The 17,255-nt window shown below is 69.2% G+C and carries 20 protein-coding genes; 8 read left to right on the top strand and 12 right to left on the bottom strand.

Going from position 1 to position 17,255, the window contains the following annotated elements:
• Positions 1 to 2: 2 nt before the first annotated feature.
• Positions 3 to 839, bottom strand: a complete 837-nt coding sequence (gene rsmI, locus A5730_RS20385) for a 16S rRNA (cytidine(1402)-2'-O)-methyltransferase (protein WP_067904376.1) — start codon at positions 837 to 839, stop codon at positions 3 to 5.
• Positions 840 to 864: 25 nt separating this feature from the next.
• Here rsmI and A5730_RS20380 point away from each other — a divergent pair, with 25 nt between their 5' ends.
• Positions 865 to 2,433, top strand: coding sequence for a dolichyl-phosphate-mannose--protein mannosyltransferase (locus A5730_RS20380; protein ID WP_067904373.1), 1,569 nt, complete (start codon positions 865 to 867; stop codon positions 2,431 to 2,433).
• Between the two features lie 16 nt (positions 2,434 to 2,449).
• Here A5730_RS20380 and arcA read toward each other — a convergent pair whose 3' ends face one another.
• Positions 2,450 to 3,664, bottom strand: a complete 1,215-nt coding sequence (arcA, locus tag A5730_RS20375) for an arginine deiminase (protein ID WP_067904371.1) — start codon at positions 3,662 to 3,664, stop codon at positions 2,450 to 2,452.
• An 88-nt stretch (positions 3,665 to 3,752) separates the two neighbouring features.
• Here arcA and A5730_RS20370 point away from each other — a divergent pair, with 88 nt between their 5' ends.
• Entirely contained in the window at positions 3,753 to 4,349 is a 597-nt protein-coding gene (locus tag A5730_RS20370) for an alpha-ketoglutarate-dependent dioxygenase AlkB (RefSeq protein WP_197506298.1), read from the top strand.
• A 9-nt stretch (positions 4,350 to 4,358) separates the two neighbouring features.
• Here the strand turns inward: A5730_RS20370 and A5730_RS20365 are convergent, their stop codons facing one another.
• From A5730_RS20365 to A5730_RS20355, 3 genes are read right to left on the bottom strand one after another with little or no spacing between them, the layout of a single operon-like run.
• Positions 4,359 to 5,012 carry a DUF5642 family protein gene (locus tag A5730_RS20365; protein ID WP_067904361.1) on the bottom strand — a complete coding sequence of 218 codons (654 nt, stop codon included), beginning with the start codon at positions 5,010 to 5,012 and terminating at the stop codon, positions 4,359 to 4,361.
• A 28-nt stretch (positions 5,013 to 5,040) separates the two neighbouring features.
• The gene (locus A5730_RS20360) at positions 5,041 to 5,733 is read right to left on the bottom strand and encodes a DUF5642 family protein (RefSeq protein WP_067904358.1); all 693 of its coding nucleotides are present in this window, start codon (positions 5,731 to 5,733) and stop codon (positions 5,041 to 5,043) included.
• A complete protein-coding gene (locus A5730_RS20355; RefSeq protein WP_067904535.1) occupies positions 5,730 to 6,680 on the bottom strand; it encodes a GNAT family N-acetyltransferase in 951 nt (316 codons plus the stop codon). The genes A5730_RS20360 and A5730_RS20355 overlap by 4 nt, the downstream gene beginning before the upstream one ends.
• Positions 6,681 to 6,941: 261 nt before the next feature.
• On the opposite strand from A5730_RS20355, the gene A5730_RS20350 reads away from it, so the two are divergent.
• A complete protein-coding gene (locus A5730_RS20350) occupies positions 6,942 to 7,736 on the top strand; it encodes a WecB/TagA/CpsF family glycosyltransferase (protein WP_231994727.1) in 795 nt (264 codons plus the stop codon).
• Here A5730_RS20350 and A5730_RS20345 read toward each other — a convergent pair.
• From A5730_RS20345 to A5730_RS20335, 3 genes are read right to left on the bottom strand one after another with little or no spacing between them, the layout of a single operon-like run.
• On the bottom strand, positions 7,723 to 8,277 hold the full coding sequence (locus tag A5730_RS20345; RefSeq protein ID WP_067904353.1) for an HAD-IIIA family hydrolase: 555 nt from the start codon (positions 8,275 to 8,277) through the stop codon (positions 7,723 to 7,725). The two genes, A5730_RS20350 and A5730_RS20345, sit on opposite strands and share 14 nt — an antisense overlap.
• Positions 8,278 to 8,291: 14 nt before the next feature.
• Positions 8,292 to 8,909 carry an SIS domain-containing protein gene (locus tag A5730_RS20340; RefSeq protein WP_197506297.1) on the bottom strand — a complete coding sequence of 206 codons (618 nt, stop codon included), beginning with the start codon at positions 8,907 to 8,909 and terminating at the stop codon, positions 8,292 to 8,294.
• Positions 8,897 to 9,928 (bottom strand): GHMP kinase, encoded by a 1,032-nt coding sequence (locus A5730_RS20335; RefSeq protein WP_055402624.1) that lies wholly within the window; start codon positions 9,926 to 9,928, stop codon positions 8,897 to 8,899. Before A5730_RS20335 ends, A5730_RS20340 begins: the two co-directional genes overlap by 13 nt.
• A 127-nt stretch (positions 9,929 to 10,055) precedes the next feature.
• Between A5730_RS20335 and A5730_RS20330 the strand changes: the two genes are divergently transcribed.
• Positions 10,056 to 10,796, top strand: coding sequence for a class I SAM-dependent methyltransferase (locus tag A5730_RS20330; RefSeq protein ID WP_067904346.1), 741 nt, complete (start codon positions 10,056 to 10,058; stop codon positions 10,794 to 10,796).
• A gap of 5 nt (positions 10,797 to 10,801) precedes the next feature.
• On the opposite strand, the gene A5730_RS20325 is transcribed toward A5730_RS20330, so the two are convergent.
• From A5730_RS20325 to A5730_RS20315, 3 genes are all read right to left on the bottom strand, one after another.
• On the bottom strand, positions 10,802 to 11,053 hold the full coding sequence (locus tag A5730_RS20325) for a hypothetical protein (RefSeq protein WP_067904343.1): 252 nt from the start codon (positions 11,051 to 11,053) through the stop codon (positions 10,802 to 10,804).
• An 85-nt stretch (positions 11,054 to 11,138) separates the two neighbouring features.
• Positions 11,139 to 12,284: a M42 family metallopeptidase gene (locus tag A5730_RS20320; protein ID WP_067904340.1), complete on the bottom strand. Its 1,146-nt coding sequence runs from the start codon at positions 12,282 to 12,284 to the stop codon at positions 11,139 to 11,141.
• 69 nt (positions 12,285 to 12,353) lie between these two features.
• Complete coding sequence (locus tag A5730_RS20315; protein ID WP_067904337.1) at positions 12,354 to 13,574, bottom strand: cytochrome P450; 1,221 nt, start codon at positions 13,572 to 13,574, stop codon at positions 12,354 to 12,356.
• 156 nt (positions 13,575 to 13,730) lie between these two features.
• Between A5730_RS20315 and A5730_RS20310 the strand changes: the two genes are divergently transcribed.
• From A5730_RS20310 to usfY, 4 genes are all read left to right on the top strand, one after another.
• Positions 13,731 to 14,324 carry a TetR family transcriptional regulator gene (locus A5730_RS20310; protein ID WP_082946925.1) on the top strand — a complete coding sequence of 198 codons (594 nt, stop codon included), beginning with the start codon at positions 13,731 to 13,733 and terminating at the stop codon, positions 14,322 to 14,324.
• 45 nt (positions 14,325 to 14,369) lie between these two features.
• On the top strand, positions 14,370 to 14,957 hold the full coding sequence (locus A5730_RS20305; protein ID WP_067904334.1) for a TetR/AcrR family transcriptional regulator: 588 nt from the start codon (positions 14,370 to 14,372) through the stop codon (positions 14,955 to 14,957).
• Positions 14,954 to 15,778 carry a hypothetical protein gene (locus tag A5730_RS20300; protein ID WP_067904332.1) on the top strand — a complete coding sequence of 275 codons (825 nt, stop codon included), beginning with the start codon at positions 14,954 to 14,956 and terminating at the stop codon, positions 15,776 to 15,778. Before A5730_RS20305 ends, A5730_RS20300 begins: the two co-directional genes overlap by 4 nt.
• Before the next feature lie 308 nt (positions 15,779 to 16,086).
• Positions 16,087 to 16,446 carry a protein UsfY gene (usfY, locus tag A5730_RS20295; RefSeq protein ID WP_231994726.1) on the top strand — a complete coding sequence of 120 codons (360 nt, stop codon included), beginning with the start codon at positions 16,087 to 16,089 and terminating at the stop codon, positions 16,444 to 16,446.
• On the opposite strand, the gene A5730_RS20290 is transcribed toward usfY, so the two are convergent.
• Entirely contained in the window at positions 16,447 to 17,031 is a 585-nt protein-coding gene (locus tag A5730_RS20290) for a hypothetical protein (protein ID WP_067904329.1), read from the bottom strand.
• Positions 17,032 to 17,255 lie beyond the last annotated feature (224 nt).

Here is a 17,255-nt window from a genome sequence, read left to right as displayed (position 1 = left end):
CCTCACCCGCGGCGCGACTGCAGGACCGCGTCGTAGAGCTGCCGCGAGCGCACGGCCGGATGCTCGGCGGCCACCTCGCCACACGCGTCCTTGACGCGCGCACCCCCGGCCACCAGCTCCTCCACCCGCTCGACCAGCGACGGCAGGTCCGCGCGCGGGGTGGCGCCCGCCAGCACGACGGTGACCTCGCCGAGCACCCCGTCGTCCGCCCACGCCGCCAGCTCGTCCAGCGACCCGCGCACCACCTCCTCGTGCACCTTGGTCAGCTCGCGGCAGATGGCCGCGCGCCGGGCGCCGCCGAGCCGGTCGACGGCGTCGCGCAAACACGCGGCCAGCCGGCGCGGCGATTCGAAGAACACGCAGGTGCGCCGCTCGTCGGCCAGCGAGTCCAGCCAGGCCCGCCGCGCCGCCCTCTTGCGGGGGGCGAACCCCTCGAAGCAGAACTTCTCCGCCGGCAGGCCCGACAGGGCCAGCGCCGTCATCACCGCCGACGGGCCGGGCAGGCAGGTCAGCGGCAGGTCGGCGTCCACGCAGGCCGCGACCAGCCGGAAGCCGGGGTCGCTGATCACCGGCATCCCGGCATCGCTGACCACCAACACCGTCGCCCCGGCCTTCAGCGCGGCGATCAGCGATTCCACCCGGGCCGCCTCGACCCGGTCGAACAGGCTGATGACGCGGCCGCCGATAGTCACGTCCAGGGCTTTCGCCAGGGTGCGGACGCGCCGGGTGTCCTCGGCGGCCACCACGTCGGCGTGGGCGAGGGCGTCGATGAGCCGGGGGGAGGCGTCCGACGGCTGGCCCAACGGGGTCGCGGCCAGCAACAGGCGGCCAGTGGTCATGTCGGACAGCCTACGATCGACACCGATGTCCGCCCCGCCCCGCGAATCCTTGGTCGCCGGCCCCGAGCATGTCGTGCCCGTCGTCAGCCCGGGGCCGATGGTTCCGGTGGCCGACTTCGGGCCGACCGATCACATCCGCGGCTGGGTCGTCACGGGCGTGATCGCCGTGCTGGCGACGATCACCCGGTTCCTCAATCTCGGGTCGCCGACCGACGCCGGCACACCCGTTTTCGACGAGAAGCACTACGCGCCCCAGGCCTGGCAGGTGCTGCACAACCACGGGGTGGAGGACAACCCCGGGTTCGGCCTGGTGGTCCACCCGCCGGTCGGCAAGCAGCTGATCGCGATCGGCGAGGGGATCTTCGGCTACGACGGGGTCGGCTGGCGGTTCACCGGCGCCCTGCTGGGCGTCGTGCTGGTGGTGCTGGTGACGCGGATCGTGCGGCGGATCAGCCGCTCGACGCTGGTGGGCGCCATCGCCGGGGTGCTGGTGATCTGCGACGGCGTCAGCTTCGTCGCCGCGCGGACCGCCCTGCTCGACGGCATCCTCACCTTCTTCGTGGTCGCCGCGTTCGGCGCTCTCATCGTCGACCGCGATCAGGTGCGCCAGCGCCTGCACGCCGCGCTGCTGGAGGGCCGGGCGACCGCGACGGTGTGGGGTCCGCGGTTGGGGGTGCGGTGGTGGCGCTTCCTGGCCGGCGTCCTGCTCGGATTGGCTTGCGGCACAAAGTGGTCCGGCCTGTATTTCGTCCTGTTCTTCGGCGTGATGTCGTTGGCGTTCGACATCGCGGCGCGGCGCCAGTACCAGGTGATCCGGCCCTGGTTCGGGGTGTTGCGGCGCGATCTGCTGCCCACCGGTTACGCGTTGGGCCTCATCCCCGTCGCGGTGTACCTGGCCAGCTACGCGCCGTGGTTCGCCTCCGAGACGGCGATCGACCGCCACGAGGTGGGCCAGTCGATCGGCCCGCATTCGGTGGTACCGCTGCCCGACGCCATCCGCTCGCTATGGCACTACAGCGCCAAGGCTTTTCAATTCCACGCGGGCCTGACGAACTCCGCCGGCAACTACCACCCCTGGGAGTCCAAGCCGTGGAGCTGGCCGATGTCGCTGCGGCCGGTGCTATACGCAATCGATCAGCAGAACGTGTCCGGGTGCGGCGCGCAGTCGTGCGTCAAGGCGGAGATGCTGGTGGGCACCCCGGCGATGTGGTGGCTGGCGGTGCCCGTTCTGCTGTACGCGTGCTGGCGCACGTTCGTGCGCCGCGATTGGCGTTATGCCGTTGTGCTGACCGGTTATTGCGCCGGGTGGCTGCCCTGGTTCGCCGACATCGACCGGCAGATGTACTTCTTCTACGCGGCGACGATGGCACCGTTCCTGGTGATGGGGATCGCGCTGATCTGCGGGGACATCCTCTACCCGCCGAACCGCGCCCGCGGTCTGGGCGCCGAACGGCGCACGCTGGGGCTGATCGCGGTGTGCTGTTACGTCGCTCTGGTGGTGACCAACTTCGCCTGGCTGTTCCCGGTGCTTACCGGGCTGCCGATTTCGCAGCAGACCTGGGACATGGAGATCTGGCTGCCCAGTTGGCGGTGAGGTTTCGCATCGACGCCTAACGCACCGGGTCGCGGGCGACGGGACACGACATGCAGCGTGGCCCGCCGCGGCCGGTGCCCAGTTCGGAGCCCGCGATGGTCAGCACCTCGATGCCGGCGTCTTCAAGCCGCGCGTTGGTCTGCGCGTTGCGCTCGTAGGCGACGACGACCCCGGGCGCCAGCGCCAAGGTGTTGTTGCCGTCGTCCCACTGCTCGCGTTCGGCGATGACGGGGTCCAGCCCCGTGTCGATGACGCGCAGCCGGTCGATCTCCATCGCCTTGGCGGCGGCCTCCAGGAACGGCGCCTCGTCGCTGATCGCGACGCCCTCCGGCGTCCGCTCGATCGTGAACGCCGAGAGCGTGTCGACGACGTTGGCGTACATCACCACGGTGTCGGTGTCGACCATCGTGCACACCGTGTCCAGGTGCATCTGGGCGCGCCGCTGGGCGATCGGCACGGCGAGCACCTTGCTCGCCAGTCCGTCCTCGAAGAGGCTGCGGGCCAACGCTTCCGCACCGGCCGGGGTGGTGCGTTCACCGACGCCCACCGCCACCACACCGGGGGCGAGCAGCAGCACGTCGCCGCCCTCGACGGGAGCGGTGCGCGACTCGTAGGCGCGCCGCACCCCGGTGAATCGCGGGTGGTGGGCGTAGATGAGATCGGTCAACGACGCCTCGCGCACCCGGGCCCGCAGCGCCAGCGTGGGGATCACCACCCGGGGGCCGATCCATATCGACGAGTCACGGGTGAACACCAGATTGGGCAGCGGCTCGATGACGAAGTCCGCCCCCTGGTGCATGCGCAGCACCAGCGACACGTCGGTCCGGATGTCCGACGGCAGTTCGTTGAACGTCATGCCGCCCATCAACACCTGGGCCAACCGGCCCGGGTCCAGCCCCCGCAGGTAGGCCGAAAGCGATTGCGCCAGCGGCACTCCCAGCCGACGGGCATCGACCGCCGCGGCCACCCCCTGCATCCGCGCGGCGCCGCTGTGGGTCAGCGCCTCGGCCAGCAGGTCCGACAAGAGCAGCACCTGCACGCCGCGGGACCGCAGCAATTCGGCGAACTGGTCGTGCTCGTCTTGCGCGCGCGCCACCCAGGGCAACCCGTCGAACAGCAACTGATCCATATTGCGCGGGTTGAGCCGCCGCAACTCGCCGCCGGGGCGGTGCAGGATGACGACGCGCAGCGCTCCCACCTCGGAATCGGTGCCCAGGTCGACCACACCCACAACCGTAGCCGCGCCCGACCCGGCCGTCCGGGCACACGCCCCTCGCGCGCCCCGGGTCATCGAACGGATGTGCGATAGGCTGGGTGCCGTGGAGATGGCGGTACAAGGCTCCCTGTTCCAGCACACCGAGCGCCGGCAACTCGGCGAGGGCGCCTTCATCGAAATCCGCGCCGGCTGGCTCGCCGAAGCGGACGACCTGCTCGACCCCCTGTTGTCGGCGGTCCCGTGGCGGGAGGAACGCCGGCAGATGTATGACCGCGTGGTCGACGTGCCCCGGCTGGTCAGCTTCCACGACCTCACCGTCGACGAGCCGCCCCACCCGCTGCTGGCCCGGCTGCGGCGCCGCCTCAACGACATCTACGCCGGTGAGCTCGGCGAACCGTTCACCACGGTCGGATTGTGTTGCTACCGAGACGGGTCCGACAGCGTGGCCTGGCACGGCGACACCATCGGCCGCAGCAGCTCCGAGGACACCATGGTGGCGATCATCAGCCTGGGCGCCACCCGCACGTTCGCCATGCGCCGCCGCGGCGGCGGGCCGTCGTTGCGACTGCCCCAGGCGCACGGCGACCTGCTGGTGATGGGCGGATCCTGCCAGCGCACCTGGGAGCACGCCGTGCCCAAGACGGCGGCGCCGGTGGGCCCGCGCATCAGCATCCAGTTCCGCCCGCGCGGCGTGCGCTAGGTCGTTGCGCTAGCTGCGGACCGCCTTCACCGCGTTGACGAGCAGGTCGCGGGCGCGTTGCGTATCGACCGCCGCGACCGGCTGCCCGGGGATCACCAGCGGATTGGCCGTGACGATCACCTGGTACTCGCCGAATTGCGCCGAATAGTCGTAGAGCTCGCCGGTGCGTGGCCCGCCCGCGACCAGCGCCTGCAGCACGCGGTGCACACCCATGGTGCGGGCCCCGTCGATCTGCGGCGCGTCGACCACCTCCATGCCGCCCCGCAGCTGGGGGCCGGAGAACGCGATCTTGGCGCATTCCTTCCCAGGGTCGTTGAACGGCAAGGCTTTTGACGTCTCGATGGCGATGACGACGAACCGGTTGCCCTTGCCCTCGGCGGAGACCGCCGCCATGTTGCCCTGCACGCCCGAGGGCATGTCCGGTCCGGTCGCCGCCTTCGCGCAGCCGGCGGGGTCGAAGGTGAGCCCCTCGGGGAGCTTGTGGCCGGCCAGCACCTTGGGATCGATCCCGCGCTCACCGATGTCGGTGACCCTGAAGTCCGGCCCGAAGCTCGACTTCACGTCGGCGACCTTCTTGATGTCGACCTTCGCCGAGGTCGTCGCCCCGGATGAGCAGCCGGCGAGCACGACCACCGCCGCCACTGCGACCGCCTCCTTGAACATCGTCGCCAATCTACCCAAGGCGGCTGCGTCAGCTGCGCAACGTGGACACCGTTTTGACGAGCAGATCGGCGGCGAATTGCGGTGGCAACGCGGGCACCACCGAACCCGGGTCGGTGGTCAGCGTGGTGAACGCGTAGTAGTTGCCCAGGTAGGCCGTGTATGTGTATGTGCGCGAATCTATCTCGGTGCCCGACTCGACGGACGACTTGACGTCGGCGACCATGCCGACGGTCGCGGCGCCATCGATGCGCGGCGCCTCGATGAGGCGCACGCTTGCCGTGGCGCGCCCGGCGGTCATGGTCCACTGCCCACACGCGGCGACGACGTCGCCGGGCAGGTCCACCGGGCCCGGCAAAGCCACCACCACCGCGTCGACGATCCCCCCGCTGCCCGACCCCGACACGCCCTGCGCCGACTGGTCGCGTCCATTCCCGGGGTCGGCGAGCGTCGCGCATTGCGGCGGCCTCGTCGCGCTGTCCAACGCCTCCGGCCCCAGGGCCCAGATCACTCGCGGCGACGCCCCGCTGGGGATGCCCGTGGTCGCCTCGTATCCAGGCGGCAGCTCGCGGACCAACCGCTTGATGTTGGCGGGGTTGACCGCCTTGGGCGCCGGCGATTTCGTAGGCCCGGGCGGGGGAGCGGGTGCGGGCGCGTGGGCGCACGCGGCCACCAACAGCGCGAGCGCGGGGGTTGTCAGCGGGCCGATCCGGAAGGGGCTCAGCCGACCACCTCGATCATCTGGCGGGCGACGTGCTCGATCTGGGCGGCCACGTCGCGACGCACGCCGTGGTCGGGCCGGTGCGGCACGTCGATGACGGTGGTGATGACGCCGACGTCCTCGCGCTGCCAGACCGCACCGTAGTTGTCCATGATCGTGCGCATCGGCAGGTTGTCGGAAAGCATTCGCGCCGAGAATCTTTCGACCCCAGCGACCCGCGCCGCGATGGACAGCGCATTCACCAGAAACGTGCCGATCCCCCGGCCCTGGTAGGCGTCGGCGACGGTGAAGGCGATCTCGGCGACGCTGCGGTCGCTTTCGTCACGGACGAAACGCGCGTCGGCCACGGGATCGTTGCCGTCGATCACCACCCAGACGAAGTGGTCGACGTAGTCGACCTCGGAAAGGTAGTGCATCAACGCCGGGGTGGGCAGTCGCGGCGTCATGAAGCGCCGGTACAACGTCTCGCTGGAGAATTGGATGTGCCCGTGCACGGTCCGCTCGCTGTCGCCGGGCAGCACCGGCCGCAGCATCAGGTGCGTTCCGTCGCGCACCCGGATCGGGATCGGGGTGATGAACGCGGCCAGACGCTGGCGCACCGTGCGCAACAGCCGCTCCATCACGCCGGGAAGGTGGAGCATGTGGGCGAAGGCGTCGTTGTCGCCGATCCACCCCGTCAGCGGGCCGGCGGTGGTGACCGTCGCCGTGCGCGGGATGTGCCGCAGCAGGGCGATCTCCCCGATGAGCATGCCCGGGAAGGCGTGTTCGACGATCACCACGCCGTCGTCGCCAACGTGGGTGATTTCGACGATGCCCGACGAGATGACCAGGAACGAGACGGCCTCCTCGCCCTGCCTCATCAGCACCTGGCCGGCTCCGGCGCGCAGCGGTTGCAGCGCGGCCGCCAACGGCACCAGATCGGAGGTGGGACATCCCTCGAAGATGTCCATCGCCGCCAGCTCGTCCGCTCGCGCGCCGGTCAAGGCCACCGCGATAGCCCGCCGCTCACACCATCGCGGCGCGGGTCTGCGCGTCGCGGTGACCGCCGCTGTGCCATGACCTGCCCGCCTGCGTTGCCGTCGTCTACCGCGCCAGGCCCGACACCCCCGGACACGGTCGGATGTTGCCCAGGTTATGGGCTGGGTTCCGGCCGCGGCAAGGAGGGCGCGTCGAGGGCATCCGTCGGCGACGCCGCGGGGCATGATGATCGGGTGAGCGCAGGCCGCAGGCTGACGGGCGTGGGACCGCGCAAGGTCCAGGTGGGCGGTCTCTGGTTCGACGCCCTGACCGAACCGCAGGTCGTCGAGATCGTGCGCGCGGCCTGGGCCGCCGGTCGGGGCGGCTCGATCGTCCCGGTGAACATCGACGTGGCCCTGGCGGCCGCCCGGAGCCCCGAACTCGCCGAGCTGATCGGCCGGGCGTCCCTCGTCGTCGCCGACGGGATGCCCCTGGTGTGGGCGGCGCGGGCCCGGGGAGACCGGTTGCCCGAGCGCGTCGCCGGCTCGTCGTTGATCCTTACGCTGAGCGCCGCCGCGGCGGCCGACGGGAAGTCGGTCTACCTCCTCGGCGGCGCGCGAGGGGTACCCGAGCAGGCGGCCGCGGCGCTGGTGGTGCGCTCCGCCGACCTGCGCGTCGCCGGCACCTGCTCGCCGGAATTCGGCTTCGACGGCACCGCGGAAGGGACGCCGCGGGCCGTCGCCGCCGTCGCGGCCGCCGCACCCGATCTGGTCTTCGTGGGCTTGGGCTTTCCCCGCCAGGAACGCCTCATCGAACTGCTGCGCGCCGAACTGCCCAACGCATGGTTCCTCGCCTGCGGTGGCGGCATCGCGATGACCGCCGGCGTGGTTCGGCGGGCGTCCCCGGTGTTGCAGCGGCTCGGGTTCGAGTGGGTGCACCGGCTGGCGCTCGAGCCGCGGCGACTCGCCCGCAGGTACCTGCGCGACGACCTGCCCTTCGCGCTGGCGTTGGTGGTTCGCTCTGCGGCGCAACGGTTTAGGCGGGACTAGCCGCCCTGGCGCCCAGGATGAGGCGCACCGCGGCGGCGAGGTCGTCGACCACGACATCGGCGCCGCCCGCCGTGCCACCGCCGGCGCGCAGCAAGACGGTCGCCGCGCCGGCCGCCCGGCCCGCCTGCACGTCGCTCTCGCTGTCCCCGATCATCACCGATTCGGCCAGGGCGAAACCGTGCTCGCGCGCCGCGCGCAACAGCATGCCCGCCCCGGGCTTGCGGCAGTCGCAGCTGTCCGCCGCGTGCGGGCAGTGGTAGGCGGCGTCGATGCGGGCGCCTTCGTCGGCCAGCAGTTGTTCGAGGCGGTGGTGTACGGCGGCGAACCGCGCCGTGTCAGCGGCCGGTTCGGACAGCCAGCGCTGGTTGGTGACCAGGACCGTGCGCAGGCCCGCCGCGTTCAGGGCGGCCACCGCCTGCGCCGCGCCGGGCAGCAGGATTAGCTCGTCGGGCGACCTGATGTACTCGCCGTCGGGCGCCTTGACGTTGATGGTCCCGTCCCGGTCCAGGAAGACGGTGCGGACGTTCCGCAAATCGGGCATCGGTTGGGACGGCCTCAGGAGGATCGGGCGAACAGCGCCGCTTCGACCATCTCGCAGATCGAGTGGCCGAGATGCAGGCACGCCTCCTGCACCCGTCCCGTGTTGTCGCTGGGGACCCGGATGCAGAACTCGGCCACGTCGGCCACCTTGCCGCCGCGCGCGCCGGTGAGCGCCACGGTCGCCATCCCGGCATCGGCGGCCGCCTCCAGCGCGCGGACGACATTCGGCGAGTTGCCCGACGTGGTGAGCCCGACCACGACGTCGCCCGCGCGGCCGGCGGCGAGCACCTGGCGTGCGAACACCTCGTCGTAGGAGTAGTCGTTGCCGATCGCCGTCATCGCCGCAGTGGCGTCCGGCAGGCTGATCGCGGCGAGGCCCGGGCGGTCAAATGCAAAGCGCCCCATCAACTCTGCGGCCAGATGCCCGGCGTCTTGTGCGGATCCGCCATTGCCGAAGAAGATCACCTTTCCACCGGAACGCAGCGACGCGATCATCAGCCGCGCGATCTCGACGGTCTGCGCCGCGACGGCGCCCGACAGCATCTGTTGCTTGACCGCGATCGTGTCCGCCAGTCGCTCCTGAACCAGTTCGACGCTTGGCGGGACGACGTCGGTGCTACTCATGCCTGCCATGTGGTCAATCCCTTGCTCTCGAAAGCGAATTCGGTGATGGTGGCCCCGGCTGACTCAAGGCTTTCGATGAGGCGGTGCTTCTTGGTGAAGTCGCAGAACAGCAGGATGTAACCGCCACCGCCGGCGCCGGTGATCTTGCCGCCGAGTGCGCCGTTGCGCAGCGCCAGGTCGTAGAGCTCGTCGATGCGCTCGTTGGTGATGTAGGGCGACATGCGCTTCTTCTGGATCCACGCCTCGCCCAGCAGCGCGCCGAAGTCGTTGAGCTTGCCCGTCAGCAGCGCGGCCTTCATGGCCACCGCCAGTTCCTTCTGTGCCCGCAATCCGGCCAGTGTGTCGTCGGCACCCGTTGTGGCGCGGCGGGTTTGGTCCTCGATCACGCGCCCGGAGTCCCGCGTGATGCCCGTGTAGCACAGCAGCAGGCTGAGCTCGAGCTCGAAGGCGGTCTGGTCGCGCACGCGCAGCGGATTGACGATCACCCGGTCGGTGAACTCGATGAAGTTGAATCCGCCGAACGTCGCCGCGTACATGTCCTGCATGCCGCCGGCGATGCCGAGGTCCTCGCGTTCGATGGCGCAGGCCAGCTGGGCGGTCTCGTACTCGCCCATCGGCGCCCGGTAGTGCTCGGCGAGCAGGCCGGTGAGCGCGACCATCATCGTCGACGACGAGCCCAGCCCCGAACCGGGCGGCGCGCTCGACCGCAGCACCAGGTCGTAGCCGTCGGTGCCGTCGCGGCCGAAACGCCGCACGGCGGCCTTGATCAGGTCGAGGCTGCCGTCGTAGAGGATCTCGCTGTCGAGCGTCATCTCGTGCGTGGTCTTGAAGTCCACCGACTCGATACTCACCCGGCGATCGGTGCGCGGGGTCAGCGAGCCGTAGGCGTAGCGGTCGATGGTCGCCGACAGCACGCAGCCGCCCTCGGTGGTGGGGAACGGCGGCACGTCGGTCCCGCCCCCCGCGAACGAAATCCGCAGCGGCGCGCGGGCGCGGATTCGGGGCCGGGGATTCACTGCCGACGTCATTGCCTCTGCCAACCCCAATGCATCGATCTCTCACGAAGAGCCCTAGCGTAGCAGTCGGATCGGCGGAAAAATCGGGATTCACCTGCGGATTACGCCGAGGCGCCCAACCCCTCACGAAAGCGATGAAATGAGCCAGGATGCAGTCGAATTGACCCGCGGTCTCCTCACCGAGGCCGCCGCACTGCGGCACGGTTTCCTCGACGTATTGGGCGAATCGACGAGTTCTCCGGCACCGACGTTCGCGCAGCGCGCCATGAACAGCCCGCTCGTCGCGACGGTCTACGAGCGGCTGTGGCGCCCGGCCGCCTTCTACGCCGCCAGCGGCGTCACCACCCGCGCCGAGCAGCGCCGCGCGGCTTCCGCACTGCGGCTGTCGAACGCGCGGCGATTGCTCGACGTCGCCTGCGGCCCAGGCAATTTCACCGGATCGCTGGCCGCGCAGTTATCGGATGGCGGCTTGGCCGTCGGCTTTGACATCTCCGAGCCGATGCTGACCCGCGCCGTCCTGGACAACAGCACGCCGCAGACCTGTTACGTCCGGGGCGACGCCCGGGCGCTGCCGTTCGCCGACGCGACGTTCGACGCGGTGTGCTGCTTCGGCGCGCTGTATCTGATGCCCGAGCCGTTCGGGGTGGCGCGCGAAATGGTGCGGGTGCTCGAGCCCGGGGGGCGGATCGCGATCCTCACCAGCTACGTTCCGGACCTGGCCGCGGTCCGCCGGGTGATGACGGCCGGCGCGGGCGTCATCGGGCTCACGATGTTCGACCGGCATGACTTCGTCGACCTGTTCTCGTCGGCCGGCCTGGTCGACATCGAGCAGCAGACCCAGCGCGCGCTGCAGTTCGTCGTCGCCGCGAAGCCCGCCTGACGGGCCTAAGAGGCCGCCTTGCACACGCCGATAACCCGAACGACCGGCGTGCCCTCCTCGCAGTCCAAAACCCAGGGTTCGCCGCCGTCGACGGGTTCGGACGTGAGCGTGAACCTGACCGGCTGACCGCTGCGCTGCGTCATCTGCGCGCATTCGACCCGAAACAGGCGATAGTCCCCACCGGCCTCAACGGCGAGCGAAAACCCGGGCCGCACCGACTCAACCGGCACCTTCTGCAGGTAGTAGTCAACGTTCATCCGTCGACCGTAGGTCGGGCATTTCGACGCGCCCGGGCCCGCCACGCGGCTCTTAGGCAATGTTCAGGCAAATTTTGGGGCTGTATTAGTCTTCGCCGCGCGCATGCGCGCCGGGCTGCCGCACGAACTCGGCGACGATGGCCGCCATGTCGTCGATCGCTCTGCGCGGGATGACCTCGTAGCCGTGGGTGCTCAACGTCGGCAGGCACAGCAGGCCCGCCCGCGGCGTCAGCCCGTTGGCCTTGGAGTGCGACGCGTCGGATTCGAAGGCGCCCAGCACGGCCGCCTGGGGCGACAGGCCCCGCTCGGTGGCGATGCTCATCAGCCGGTCGGCGACGTCCTTGTCGTAGACGCACAACGCGTCGCTGTAGCCGATGATCGGCCCGCCGCCGACGCTGGTGCCGTACTCCCGCTCGGTGGGACCGACCTCCAACGCAAGGGTGAGGGTCCCCGGCAGCGACCCGCTGGCGTAGGTGCCCCCCACGCCGCCGACCTCCTCGTTGGTGGTGAACACGAGATAGACGTCGTCGACCGGTCGCTGGCCGCCCTCGCGCAGCACGCGGGCGGCGCGCAGCAGGGCGGTCACCGCGGCGCGGTCGTCGAGGAAATAGCAGCCCAGGTACTCGCCGACCTCGACCAGCGTCCGCTTGCTGCGGTCGACGCACACCCGGGTACCCGGGCGGATGCCCGCGGCCTGCAACTCGTCGGGACTGCGGCCCGTGAAGACGTAGACGTGATCCCAATCCAGCGCCTTGTCGCCCTGGTCGGGCTTGGTCTGCCAGATCCGCTGGCTCTCCTGGGTGGTGTGCTCGGACCCGAGCGTGAGCACCGCGGTCAGCGTCTCATTCTCGCCGAGGACGGCGACCGGCCCGAGGCCGAAGTTGCCGGGGTACATCGTCCCGAGCTGCGTCAGGTGCAGCGTGCCGTCCGATTCCACCCGCTTGACCAGCATGGACAGCTCGTCCATGTGCGCCATCACCCGGGTGGCGACGCCGGGTTCGGCCGCCGAGGACACCCGATGGCGGTGCCCGCGCCCTGCGTCGTCGCTCGGCGGCCTGGCGGCGATGTACCCGATGAGATTGCCCGCGTCGTCGGTCCACATGTCGTCGACGACGGGTCGCAGCTCGCGCGCGCACACGGCGCGCACCTCGGCTTCCTGTCCGCACGGCCCGTAGGCCCACAGCAGCTCTTGCAACAGGCGGTCGGAGCCGTCGTCCTCGCGCGTCGCCATGCGATCCCTTCGTTTCGTGGCCCGTCCGAAGGGATCAGTACCCGCGTCATGCGGCGGGCAATCGCCGGCCTACCCGTAGGCGAGCTCGAGGCGTTCGAGGCGCCGCACCAACAGACTCGGGAGCCACTTTCCGACGTCTGCCGCCGCGATGTCTGCGGTCCGTTCGAGGAGCTCGCCCAGCACGATTTTGGCCTCCAGCCGCGCGAGCGCCGCCCCGACACAGAAGTGGATGCCCTTGCCGAAGGTGATATGCCCCTTGCCCGCGGGCCGGTTCAGCCGAAACTCCCCGGGATCGTCGAAGTGGGACGGATCCCGATTGGCGGCGCCCCACAACAAAATCAGGCGCGAACCGGCGGGCAATGCGGCGCCGCACAGCTCGGTGTCGTGCACGACGTGCCGGTAGTGACCCCGGAAGGGCGGTTCGTAGCGCAGCACCTCCTCCAGGAAAGGCCCGAGCAGTTCCGGTTGGTCGCGCACCTGGCGTTGGATGTCCGGCCGCGTCGCCAAAATCCAAGCGGCAGAACCGATCAGGGATGCGGTGGACTCGCCACCCGCGCTGAACAGGGTGATCATCATCGCGAGCGCCGTTAAGTCCTCCAGGTCACCGGCGGCGCAAGCGGCGGCGAGATCGCCGAGCAGATTGTCCTGCCGGTTGCTGGTGGCCTGCTGGAACTGTTCGGTGATGTAGCCGCCAAGTTCCATCACCGCGACGCCGGCCGCATCCATCTGATCCTGGGTGACCAGCCCTTCGACCACTTGGGTCGCGGCGTAGCCCCACTGGATCAGCTTGTCGACGTCGGCGTCGGGGACGCCGATGATCCTGCCGACGATCATCATGGGCAGCCTGTTCGCCATCGCGCTCATCCATTCGATGCGTCCGTCCCGCGCGTGGACGCTCCAGAGACGAACGGCGGTTTCGGCGATGAACGGTTCGAACGCGCGGATGCGCTTGGCCGCGAGCTGTGGCAGCAGGGCCTTCCGGTGCACGGAATGCGCCGGCTCGTCGGCGGTCGCCAGCGCCTGGGTGGGGCCGCCGAGTTCTCCCATCGGGAAGGCCGCGACGCCGCCTCCGGGCTGATACATCATGGTCGCGGTCAGGTTCGACGAGAAGTCTTCGCAGCGGGCGACGGCCTCGTTGACGCCTTCCCAACTGCTCACGGCGTAGAAACTCGAATCGCCGATGCGATGGACATGCGCGGCCCGGTGCATCCGCGTGTAGAGCGGATAGGGGTCCTGGACGAACTCCTCATCGAACAGTGCCAGGCCGAGGGCGCCGTCTTTCGATGTCATTCCCCCACGCTGAGCTGCGAAGACCCGGCCCGTCAACCGGTCCCGAGGAAGTAGCGATGCGCGCGGACCGCGTCGCGGTGGGCCCGTCTCACCGCGGGTTGGCCCACCTGGGCCGATACTGAAACATGGCTGGCTTTTCGTCTCAACGTTGAGATGATGAGAGTCGTACGACTCAAGGGGGTGAAGTTCGTGGTTCGCGACGACTGGGTCGTGGGTGGGGACCGCCGGGCGGCGGCGGCCGATCGAATCTACGCCGCCGCGACGGAACTGATCCTGCGCGAGGGCTTGGACGCCTTCGACATCGACACGCTTGCGGGGCGGGTGCACTGCTCGAGGGCCACGATTTACCGCTACGCGGGCGGCAAAGCCCAGATCAGGGACGCGGTGCTGATCCGCCTGTCGGCCGGGATCATCGACACGGTTCGCCGCGCCGTGGACGGGCTAAGCGGTCCCGAGCGTGTCATCACCGCCGTTACCGTCGCGCTCGATCACATCAGGTCGGACCCGTTGCGACGACTGATGCTCAGTCCGGGCAGTTCCCCCGATCTGAGCGAGCTGCATTCCTCGCCGGTGCTCGCCCGGCTCGCGGCCGAGCTCACCGGAATCACCGACGACCCGCAGGCGGCCCAGTGGATCGTGCGGGTGGTGCTGTCATTGGCCTACTGGCCGCTGGCCGACAGCCGCGTCGAGCATGAGGTGCTGCGGCGGTTCCTGGCCCCCGGATTTACCGCGTCGGAGCCGACTGGCTGACGGCCGTCATTGACGGTCGTCAGCGAATCGGCGTAGGGTGCCCCCATGCCGTCACTGCAGGCGCCGTCCGGCGTGCGGGAGGCCCGGCGACTCGAAACCCGGGCGCGCCTGTTCGACGCCGCGCTGGTCGAGATCGCGCAGCGGGGGCTGGCCGCCGCCGATGTGAGCGCGATCGCCGCCGCGGCGGGCGTGGTGCGGGGAACGTTCTATTTCCACTTCCCGACCAAGGAGCACGTTCTCGCCGAGCTGGAGCGCAACGAGGAAATCCGGATCATCGACGAACTCGGCGAAGCCAAGGGCGATCTCGTATCGGTCCTGTCACGGGTCGTGTCGCGGGTGCTCGACGCCGAACGCCGTTTGGGCGCAGCGGTTTTCCGCGACATGCTGGGTCTGCATTTCTCGTCCGCGCGTCCGGCCGAAGACGAGCTGGCGCAGCACCCCCTCGCGGGGTTCGTGGTGAGCGTGATCGAGCGGGCACAGAGGGAGGGACAGGTCTCCTCGGACGTCGACGCCGCCGAGCTCGGGACCTTCTTTCTCACCGGTCTCTTCGCCCTGCTGGCCACCGGTGCACACAGTGCCGAGCTGTTAAGTCGTTATGTGACAACGGTTGTCAAGGGAATGGAGAAGCGATGAACACCACGGGCATCGAGGGTTACCGGGAATTTCTGGCTCGCCGTGACGGCAAGGCGGACCTGCTCAACAGGCGGCTGGCCAATCGCGAGGAGTTCTTCGGCAAACTGGTGGACAACCCCGTCCGGTCGGCCCACCCGATCGACCAACAGACATTCCTTCGCAACTTGCGCCGCCGCCGGCCGGAGGCAGGGCTGGACAGGAAGATGCTCTTCCTGTTGGCGACCGCCAAGCTGAATCAGGCGGAGCGGTTCGGCGTGGGGCTCGGCGAAACCTACGGGCGCAACAGCGATCAAAATCTGCCGCCCGAAAACGTCTACCTTGAACTGGAAGAGCACTACCACACCCGCCTGCTCGCTTACGCGCTCGACATCTTCGACCTGACGTTCCAAGTCGTCCCTCCGCCATTCGTCATGCGGCAGTTCGTCAAAACCGGTGTGTTCCTTCCCGAACGGCTGAGCTTCGCGTTCGTCGGCGCCGGCGAGATGGCCGGCTGCGTCATGTTCGACGAATTGCGCCGCGTCGGCATCGAGCTGTTCGCCGACGAACCCGAGGTCGCCGAGCGAATCGAACTGCTGTACAGCGAGATCCTCACCGACGAGATCGGCCACGTCGGCTACTGCGCATCGCGATGCACCGCGCCGGAGCGGGTGATCATGCGCCGCATCTACCCGCTCGTCGGCAGGATGTTCGCCCGCCAGACGGTCGAAATCAGCCTGCTGCTCGATCCGAAGGCGTTGCACGCCCGGCTCGACCGGCCCTTCGACGTCGAGGAACTCACCGCCGGCCTGGACAACGAAACGTATCTCGTCGCACATCCGTAACGGCGTCAGCCGTCAAGCGAAGAATCCCGACGGGAAGTGAACGTGCAGGGCCGCCGTCTATAGCCGGTGGCCACTGGGCGGGGCACACTCGACGCAGGAGGGGCTGAACCGAGTCCCATAGGAACAACCCGAGACCGGACCGTGCCGCTCAAGAAGAGGGTTGTTACGCGAGGTTTCCCCCTTTCAGCCCCTCCCCCTCGTTCCGCTGGATTGCCGCCCACCAGGCCCGCCGAACCGCGCCCGGAAGCCGATCGTGTCTATGAGTAGCACCATGCCGCAATCTCGTCCGACGACCGAGGGAGAGGATGATGGGAGACAGGCATCACGATCCGACCGATCATTTCCGGACCACGCAACCGCACGCCGGCATGACGATGAAGGACAACCTGTTGTGGCCAGGGCTCGGCCTGCTGGCCGTCGGGGTGGCCGGGATGATCAGCACCGCAGCAGTCGCGGCTTACGGACATTACGAATGGTTGGCGATGACGGTGTTGGTCGCCGTCCTCGGGACGGTCGCCGGAGCGCTATGGTGGGCCGCCGAGCGTCGCCGTGTGGCCCGCATTGACGAGCGGGTAGGCCGAAGGCGCCGGCTGTCCCGTGGGGGGCGCGCCGCCGACTCGGAGCTGACCCGCGATCGGGTAAGAGAATTCAGCGATTCCAACGCGTAATCAGGGGTACGTGTAATACTCGCGGACTTCCATCACCGATGACCACTGCGGGAATCCCGCGATGATTTCGGCGTCGGAAAGCTCCCCCATGTCCGGCGGAGCCTCGCCCAATCCCTCGATATGTCCGATATAAATTCGAGCGGCTTGACCCGATACGGACAACCGACCGAATTGCAGCAGGTAGCCCGGTGCCGCGCCGGCTGGCTCTGGTGGCGAAGACGCATCGACCGCCCACGAATCGTCATTGCCGGCGCTCCATGCCGGAAACGGCGCGCCGGCGGATCGCTTCGGCCCCCAATCGCCGTACTGCGCGTGCCAGGGCCGCTGACGCCACTGGTCGTCGTTGGACCAGCTGACGCTTCCTACGCCGTTCAGCACGACAAGGGCCACATTGGAGCCCGCGAAGTCACGGCACCATTGAATGGCGCACAGAACGCCGACGCGGGAACGCTGCGGGGACAGGCGCATATCGATGAACTCGGCCTCATCCAACGCGCCCACAAAGACAAGTGGATTTCGTCGCGAAAACGTCGGCTGCACCTCCGGCGTGAATTCGTAAAGCTGACCGACCGGATGAAGACTCATTGGTAGAAGCTTCTCCTCACTCCGGCAACGGTAGGTGCGCGAAGTCGGCTTGCTCGCGTGACATCGCCTGCGACGGAGCGTCTTTGAAAGTGCGGTTGTCGACGCCAGAACGTGGTTGTCGGCCGGGAGGGTATCGCGGACACCGGCGAGTGTAGGTAGGCGATGTCGCGCCTGCCAGTCACCTCGGCCGCGCCGAATCCGTCGGCCGCCGCCGGCCGTGCAGT

The sequence above is a fragment of the Mycobacterium sp. ACS4054 genome (genome assembly GCF_001667275.1).
Taxonomy (GTDB): Bacteria; Actinomycetota; Actinomycetes; order Mycobacteriales; family Mycobacteriaceae; genus Mycobacterium.
Note: the sequence above shows the minus strand (reverse complement) of the source record. Positions and strands in the feature narration are given on the sequence as shown.

Bases quoted from the DNA above. Each gene is read 5' to 3' on its own strand.
- A5730_RS20320 (WP_067904340.1), bottom strand. From the start codon at position 12,284: ATGGCGACGCGCGAGGACGACGGCTCCGACCGCCTGTTGCAAGAGCTG.
- usfY (WP_231994726.1), top strand. From the start codon at position 16,087: ATGGGAGACAGGCATCACGATCCGACCGATCATTTCCGGACCACGCAA.
- A5730_RS20290 (WP_067904329.1), bottom strand. From the start codon at position 17,031: ATGAGTCTTCATCCGGTCGGTCAGCTTTACGAATTCACGCCGGAGGTG.
- A5730_RS20380 (WP_067904373.1), top strand. From the start codon at position 865: ATGTCCGCCCCGCCCCGCGAATCCTTGGTCGCCGGCCCCGAGCATGTC.
- A5730_RS20340 (WP_197506297.1), bottom strand. From the start codon at position 8,909: ATGGCAGGCATGAGTAGCACCGACGTCGTCCCGCCAAGCGTCGAACTG.
- A5730_RS20315 (WP_067904337.1), bottom strand. From the start codon at position 13,574: ATGACATCGAAAGACGGCGCCCTCGGCCTGGCACTGTTCGATGAGGAG.
- A5730_RS20300 (WP_067904332.1), top strand. From the start codon at position 14,954: ATGAACACCACGGGCATCGAGGGTTACCGGGAATTTCTGGCTCGCCGT.
- A5730_RS20330 (WP_067904346.1), top strand. From the start codon at position 10,056: ATGAGCCAGGATGCAGTCGAATTGACCCGCGGTCTCCTCACCGAGGCC.
- A5730_RS20355 (WP_067904535.1), bottom strand. From the start codon at position 6,680: ATGGACATCTTCGAGGGATGTCCCACCTCCGATCTGGTGCCGTTGGCG.
- A5730_RS20305 (WP_067904334.1), top strand. From the start codon at position 14,370: ATGCCGTCACTGCAGGCGCCGTCCGGCGTGCGGGAGGCCCGGCGACTC.
- A5730_RS20310 (WP_082946925.1), top strand. From the start codon at position 13,731: ATGAGAGTCGTACGACTCAAGGGGGTGAAGTTCGTGGTTCGCGACGAC.
- A5730_RS20335 (WP_055402624.1), bottom strand. From the start codon at position 9,928: ATGACGTCGGCAGTGAATCCCCGGCCCCGAATCCGCGCCCGCGCGCCG.
- A5730_RS20325 (WP_067904343.1), bottom strand. From the start codon at position 11,053: ATGAACGTTGACTACTACCTGCAGAAGGTGCCGGTTGAGTCGGTGCGG.
- A5730_RS20345 (WP_067904353.1), bottom strand. From the start codon at position 8,277: ATGCCCGATTTGCGGAACGTCCGCACCGTCTTCCTGGACCGGGACGGG.
- rsmI (WP_067904376.1), bottom strand. From the start codon at position 839: ATGACCACTGGCCGCCTGTTGCTGGCCGCGACCCCGTTGGGCCAGCCG.
- A5730_RS20365 (WP_067904361.1), bottom strand. From the start codon at position 5,012: ATGTTCAAGGAGGCGGTCGCAGTGGCGGCGGTGGTCGTGCTCGCCGGC.